Raw genomic sequence first — 4,228 nt, forward strand, 5'->3', positions numbered from 1 at the left:
CGCGGTGAGGGCGCTCAAACTCCTGCCCGGACAGAGACGGGGTTGCCTGCAGTGTTTCCTGGCCATCTAAGTGTTCGTCGAACTCCGGCACCGGGGTGGCCACCGGCGGCACGCGCGAGCTCCGGTGGCTGAGGTCCGGCGAGGACAGGGGCAGGGTGAATTGCCCGAGGAGTTGGCCCGAGTACCCGGTCGCACGCCCGTCGGTACCGCGGTGACACCAGGCTGAAGGCACGGGTTAGGCGCTCAAATTCCGCCATGGACAAGGGCTGGGGGTCATTGCTCTGCTGTTGTCAGCAACGCACCTGGCGTGTCTCTTGTGGCGGGACGTTGTCTCTCAGTTATAATGAGGTGTACAATGTACACCACTAAAGGCCCCTAGAGAGTAATTGGCGCTTGAGTCACGCTATCGAGTTTATCGAAACCTCCATTTTCACCAAGCAGATTAAGGCGCTTGCGACTGACGATGAATTGAAGTCGTTGCAGGTTGAATTGATTGCCGACCCCGAAAAGGGGGATCTGATCCAAGGTACAGGTGGCTTGCGTAAGGTCCGGATGGCGACTGGGCAGCAAGGGAAGAGTGGCAGTGCCAGAGTGATTTACTTCCTGGCTCATGCTGAAAAAATCTATCTCGTGCTGGCTTATTCCAAAAGCGAGAAGTCCAGCCTGACAGCCGCGGAAAAAGCAATATTGAAGAAACTGACCGCACAGTTAAAAGATGAGGATTGATATGAGCATGTTCAATGAGTTGCAAGCCTCTCTGGAAGAGGCCATCGCCATCAAGCAGGGCCGCAGCGAGGCATCAGAATTGACCCGCTATGAGGTGGCTGATGTAAAGGCGATCCGTGCGGCCCTCGATCTCTCGCAGCAGGAATTTGCTATCGGGCTTGGTACCAGTGTGGATACGGTCAAGAGCTGGGAAACCCGCCGCCGCAATCCAACCGGGCTGACTGCTAAGGTGCTGGCACTTCTTCAAGAGCGGCCCGAACTGTTCCGCGAACTGGCGGCCCATTGAAGGCCAGATGATATTGATCCTTTCAGAGCGGAGGTAGGCTAGGTTATCCCTTCTCCCGCCCTACGCGCGTCGAGTACCCGAGAACCCGGTCGCACGCCAGTCGGTACTGCGGTGTTCCCTGGCTGAAGATGCTGGTGGGTAGGTAAATTTCCGCCACGGACAGAGATGGGGGTTATCTGCAGCGTTTCCTGGCCGACGAAGTGTTCGTCGAACTCCAGCACTGGTCGTGGCCACCGGCGGCACGCGCGAGCTCCGGCGGCTAAGGTCCGCCACGGACGGGCAGGTGTGGGATGATGGAGGGGATGTCGGCCGACACCGGGAGATCTCAAGGATTGCTCCTGCCCGAGGATGTTGGTGCAGGAGCCAAGTCATCTCAATCTTGTCTCAATCGTCCTTGGAGCTATGTGGTTGCGCCGCTCCCAGGGTCTTAGCTTCCGCCTTGAACAGGTTCTTGCTCCACTCTTTGGCTTCCGCTTCCAACACCGTACCAGCGTGGGCGTTATTGGGAAACGTCTCGGGTAACACAAGCGTCTGTTGGACTATGTAAAGCACGCCAGCAAGTGCCGCCGTGGCTACCACGATGCGATGGGGCGTAATGCGCAGCCACTTCCGGAGCTCGTCCCTCGCGTGTGGGAAGGGCAGCTTATCGCTGTCCTTGCCGGACGGAATGTGCTCGTCCCCCGGCTTGACCTTATGTTGCCAGACACCCACCGCGATCGAGCGGTCCCCATGTCCCTGCAGTACACCAAAGCGCACCTTGTCCCCCAGTTGTGGGCGCTGGCCATCATGGCAATAGGCGGAGATATGGAAGAAAAACTCGCGCATGGTGTGCGCTTCCCTGACAAAACCAAACCCCTTATCGTCGTACCAGACAACCACTGTTCCATCTGTTCGCATCTCACATCCCTCTCGTACTGCCTATCGAATGCCCACTGCCGCTCTCCGGGGAAGAAAACTCAATCTCGCTACCCACCAGCCCGGCCTGGTGATCACCGCATGGCCTCCTACCTTCAGCCGATGTCCTCAACGGACGGGCACCTGGTGGTCAGTGCCCGAACTGCGCCTCGCACGGTTCTCCGTCGTGATTGCCATCGAGCTTGGTGTTGGGGCAGTTGTCGAGGAAGAACTTGGCCTCCTCATACGAGCCCATCTCTGAGCAATAAGTTCGCCCGTCGCAACTAAATTGGCTGGCCGCGACATCGAGGTTGTCATCCTGCTGCTCGTCGACAGCGCTTGAGTTGACCTGGCTCATCTGCGCGGTGGGTTGAGTGTCTTGGCCGGACAATAATGGCTTGGCAGCCCAGTACCCACCCGCCAGCAACGCCACACTCATCAGCAGGGAGGTAAACCTCGGGCGAGTAGATCGCGGATTAGGCCGACGTGGCGACTTGGGGGTGCTCGGGGCTCGATGTGGCTGGTGGACTTTGACCGGTGCCGGTCCATTGCCCCGGTGGACAGACTCTGCACGCGGACGCCCATCTCTCCCTTTCCCTACCTCAAAGCTCACGCTCTCATCAATCCGTGGTGGCACCCCATCTCGGGGGAAAGCCGAGATATGGACGAAATACTCCTCGTGATTCTCCTCGCATCGGATGAACCCGAACCCCTTGTCGCCGTTCCAGCGCACTAACTTACCCTTCAAACGCATCCTTCTTTCCTTCTCATCGGCACCTAACTCGTGATGCCACTGTGCTGTTGACCCCGTCCGTCACGGACTTATTCAGCCTGCTCCATTGCAGGTCTGGGGTCGTGATTGACCAGTATCGCTGCGGCTTCCCGAGCAGATTGCCGGTGTATAACACCCCGTGTTTTGTGGCCTTTTGCTGTATCCTTAAGCACTTATCCACAGAAACGGTTGATATGTCGCTGGATAGGTGTTTATAAGTCATTACTTTGAATGAGTTACGGCTGCTCCCGTGGCACCACGTAATACCATTTTCCGTCGATCTTTTTGCGAAACTCCTTCAGCTCCGAGAGCGGGAAGTTGAAGTAGTGCTCGCCATTTTCACGGAAGTAGGAAGACCGGATAGCAAATCCCTCATCCGTCTCCATCATTGCGTCCCGGTCCTTGCCGCGACCCCATCTCAACCGCTTCATGGTCTCAGCAAAGTCGCTGATTTCTCGCCAGCGATAACCTATGGGGTGCAATGCTGCTGACAGGGCTGATTGGTTGATCTCCTCTTCGTCCATATCCTCGTCTTCCTCCTCGAAGTCATCGTCATCATCTGGGGTAGGCTTGTTGTCCTGCACGACCACTGACTCCTGCTCACTCTCGGGTGTGTTGGACTGCACCTGGGTGACCGGTGTGGGGGCGGGATCCTTGTCCTCCACGGACGAAGGCGCTGGTGGGCTGTCCGGCAGAACAGCGTTCCCGGTGCTTTCGGTCTCTACTACGGCCATCACTTGCTCCTCTTCGTCCCCACGTTGAAGCCGCTCGAATACCGAGACAAACTCGCGGCGGTCTGGCTCCTCGCGCTTTGGCTCGGACACGGCGGCCATGATCTTCTGGCCACGGATACTGAGCTGGCAGCATTCCTCCTGCTGTCCCTGCTCATTGGGCATCATGACCACGTAGCAACGATCTGGGCTTGCCGCTGTTTCGAGGGTCGCTTGTATCGTCTTGCCCTGCGCCAGGGTCTCGATCACCTCGTCCACCTCCTTCAGCAGGTGCTTGGCCAGCAACCCGACTCGTAGATACGAAATGTCATTGATGGTCCGGTACATCAACACGCCGCTGTTGCGCTGCGCACTGCACCAGCTGAGCCACTGCCTTGCCCTGTCCTGATGGTCCTGACCGGACGCCTTGCGGGGCGCTTGAGCTGGCTTTGGCGACTGCACTGGTTCTGGGGTGGGGGTGGTCGGTTCGGCAACCACTTGCTCCGGGGTCGCCGGTGAAGGGCTGTCATCCTGCGGCACGGCTGGCTGTGCTACCTGGACATTGACTGCTACCTCCTGCACCGGGGTGTCCGGGGTCTCCACAGCAACCTCTGGCTCGCTCGACGACTTGGCAGCTCGCTTGGCTTCCAGTTTCTGTTTTCTCGACATGCCTCCATTGCTGGTGGCCGGGGGAGGTGGGGTCTCGTCGTCAGCATCAAGCTCATCGTCATCCGGCAGCTGTTCACTACCGTCTGCACGCTCGGCCAGGCGCTTCTTGACACGAGATCTGGCTCGCTTCTTTTTGCCAGCTTCTGAAACGCTCTCTGCTGCATCGGACTC

Annotated in this window: 5 protein-coding genes and 1 pseudogene; 2 read left to right on the top strand and 4 right to left on the bottom strand. The window is 58.3% G+C overall.

The window, feature by feature from the left end; all coding sequences use genetic code 11:
- Positions 1–393: 393 nt before the first annotated feature.
- The gene (locus tag PG883_RS22665) at positions 394–726 is read left to right on the top strand and encodes a type II toxin-antitoxin system RelE/ParE family toxin (protein WP_114523084.1); all 333 of its coding nucleotides are present in this window, start codon (positions 394–396) and stop codon (positions 724–726) included.
- 1 nt (position 727) lies between these two features.
- Positions 728–1,012, top strand: a complete 285-nt coding sequence (nadS, locus tag PG883_RS22670) for a NadS family protein (protein WP_114523085.1) — start codon at positions 728–730, stop codon at positions 1,010–1,012.
- Between the two features lie 384 nt (positions 1,013–1,396).
- Here nadS and PG883_RS22675 read toward each other — a convergent pair whose 3' ends face one another.
- The 4 genes and pseudogenes from PG883_RS22675 to PG883_RS22685 form a co-directional block, all read right to left on the bottom strand.
- Entirely contained in the window at positions 1,397–1,909 is a 513-nt protein-coding gene (locus tag PG883_RS22675; protein ID WP_114523086.1) for a cold shock domain-containing protein, read from the bottom strand.
- Between the two features lie 148 nt (positions 1,910–2,057).
- A complete protein-coding gene (locus PG883_RS22680; protein WP_235673822.1) occupies positions 2,058–2,345 on the bottom strand; it encodes an excalibur calcium-binding domain-containing protein in 288 nt (95 codons plus the stop codon).
- A gap of 129 nt (positions 2,346–2,474) precedes the next feature.
- A pseudogene (locus PG883_RS23995) lies at positions 2,475–2,660 on the bottom strand (cold-shock protein); the annotation flags it as partial.
- Between the two features lie 254 nt (positions 2,661–2,914).
- A partial coding sequence (locus tag PG883_RS22685) for a hypothetical protein (RefSeq protein ID WP_270808306.1) occupies positions 2,915–4,228 on the bottom strand: 1,314 nt, incomplete at its 5' end.

Origin of the sequence: Aeromonas sp. QDB25, from assembly GCF_027707725.1 — a bacterium.
Lineage (GTDB): Bacteria > Pseudomonadota > Gammaproteobacteria > Enterobacterales > Aeromonadaceae > Aeromonas > Aeromonas caviae.

Bases quoted from the DNA above. Each gene is read 5' to 3' on its own strand.
- nadS (WP_114523085.1), top strand. From the start codon at position 728: ATGAGCATGTTCAATGAGTTGCAAGCCTCTCTGGAAGAGGCCATCGCC.
- PG883_RS22675 (WP_114523086.1), bottom strand. From the start codon at position 1,909: ATGCGAACAGATGGAACAGTGGTTGTCTGGTACGACGATAAGGGGTTT.
- PG883_RS22680 (WP_235673822.1), bottom strand. From the start codon at position 2,345: ATGAGTGTGGCGTTGCTGGCGGGTGGGTACTGGGCTGCCAAGCCATTA.